Annotated in this window: 1 protein-coding gene and 1 pseudogene; both read right to left on the bottom strand. The window is 74.8% G+C overall.

Annotated elements, in window-relative coordinates; genetic code table 11:
- Positions 1-1554: pseudogene (locus HW445_RS28445) on the bottom strand (putative baseplate assembly protein); the annotation flags it as partial.
- A complete protein-coding gene (locus tag HW445_RS28440; RefSeq protein ID WP_180223721.1) occupies positions 1551-1955 on the bottom strand; it encodes a GPW/gp25 family protein in 405 nt (134 codons plus the stop codon). The gene HW445_RS28440 and the pseudogene HW445_RS28445, both read right to left, overlap by 4 nt.
- Between the last annotated feature and the right edge of the window lie 101 nt (positions 1956-2056).

Here is a 2056-nt window from a genome sequence, read left to right as displayed (position 1 = left end):
GACCGCGGCCGGACCGAGGACGCCGTACAGCGTCCGCACGTCGTCGGGGCCGAGCGGTTCGCCGCCCTCGGTCCTGTCCGTGAGGGAGCCGACGAGCCGGGCGGGCGCGTTGCCCTCCCGGTGGTCCGCGCAGCCGGAGCCCCCGGGAGGGCAGGGGGCCACCACGGCGGGGACCTGCGGGACGGTGAACGTCTCGGGCAGCCCGTGGAGGGTGCGGCCGTGGTCGACGAGGACGACGTTGCCGCGGGCGACGGTCACGTCCTCGACGGGCAGGCAGTCACGGCCGCCACGGGTGGTGAGGCGGAGCGGGAACGGCAGGGCGTCCCCGGCGGCCCAGGTGACCTCCAGCACCGGCTGGTCCTCGACGCGGTCGACGGCCGGGGTGACGGAGGTCAGACGGACGGCCCGACGGTGGCCCGGGTCGGCATCACCGGGCGTGCCGGTGCGCGGCCCCTTCACCTCCTCCAGGATCAGCACGTCGCCCGGCCGGAGCGCGAGCCGGCGTTCACGGCAGGTCTCCCGGTCCACCCACTCGTCGCGCAGGGTGGCCGAGGTGGCCCCGCGCGGCAGCGCGCACACCTCGCCGCCCCAGGTCCACAGGCGGATCGCGTTGTGCGCGGCGCGCAGCTCGAGCGGGTCGTCGGCGACGACCGGCTCGAAGACCTCCACCGCGCCGTGCTCGTCCAGCTCGCCGAGGCCCGACTCGTCGACCACCGTGCCCGGCACGGGCCGCTCGTGCGGGTCGAGGGCACGGACGTCGACGGAGGCGAAGCGGTAGGAGCCCGGGGCGAGCGTGCGGTCGTCGGCGGTCTCGACGGTGACGTAGGCGCGGGCCGTGCAGCCGTCGTGCATCGCGTAGTCGATCAGCCGGGCGTGGCGTCGCACGGAGACCCGGCGGCGCGCGGTGTCGAGGTACGCCTCGGTGGCCACCGCGTCCTGCTGGTAGCTGATCCGGTCGCCGGTGTACGCCAGCAGCTCGACCAGGGTCATGCCGAGATCGGCCGGGTTGCGCTCCACCCAGTCGGGCGTGGTGAGCGCCAGCCGGTCGAGGAGCAGCTTGCGGATGCTGTCGTGGTCGCGGGCCGTGTAGTCGATGACGGGCGCGGCCGGGAACGCCGGTCCCTCCGGTGCGTCCTCCCCGCAGTCGAAGGGGCTCGGGCAGTCGGGACGGAAGACGAAGGAGGCGCTGTGGTAGCGCTGGTCGAAGCCGCGGAAGGGTTCGGTGCCGGGGCGGCCGTACGGGTCGGTCTCGACCAGGGAGAGCCGGTAGCGGGAGGTGTCGCCGGCCTTGTCGAGGGTGACGTACAGCCGGTCGTCCAGTTCCGGGTCCTGCTCCCGCTCGACGCCGACGTCCACCGCGGTGACGCCGGTGACGCGGCGCCCGCCGTCGATGCGGACGTTCTCGGCGCCCAGGCCGTGCGGGGCCTTGCCGAGGAAGGTGACGGTGAGCAGCAGACCGTCGTCGCTCACCTCGACGAAGTCGACCCCGTTGAGCTGCGCGGCGCGGACCCTGGCCCGTCGTGAGGCGGTCGCTCCGCCGGTCGTGCCCGTCATGCCGTGGTCCTCCCTTCGAAGACGTCGTCGCGCCGGGTGCCGTCGGCGCGCACCACGTACGACAGGTGGACACGGACGACGTGCTCCTCGCCGACCACGTCGAGGCGCTCGACGTCGATGAGGTCGCCGAGCCAGCGTTGCAGCGCGGCCTGCACGGAGAGTTCGACCGTGCTGACCACTTCCGGAGCGGTCGGGGCGAAGACCAGGTCGAGCAGCCCGCAGCCGAAGTCGGGGCGCATCACGCGCTCCCCGGGGCTGGTGAACAGCACCTGCTCGACGAGGTCGTGGACGTGCTCCGCGTGGCCCGCGTGCGCGGTGCGGCCCCGGCCGTCGGGGCGGAACGGGAACGCGACGTCGCTGCGCGGGCGTCGCCCGGGGCGGGTGTGGGCGTACGGGCTCACCGGATCACGACCCCTCGCCGCGCGGACCGGACAACGGGCGGCCCCTGGGACAGGAAGGCGGCGCTCAGGCACTCCGCCGCGGAGGTGTCGAGCAGCACGGC

It is taken from the genome of Streptomyces sp. UH6 (assembly GCF_013421635.1).
Classification (GTDB): domain Bacteria; phylum Actinomycetota; class Actinomycetes; order Streptomycetales; family Streptomycetaceae; genus Streptomyces; species Streptomyces abyssomicinicus.
The sequence above is the reverse complement of the archived record's forward strand: the minus strand, read 5'-3'. Positions and strand labels throughout refer to the sequence as shown.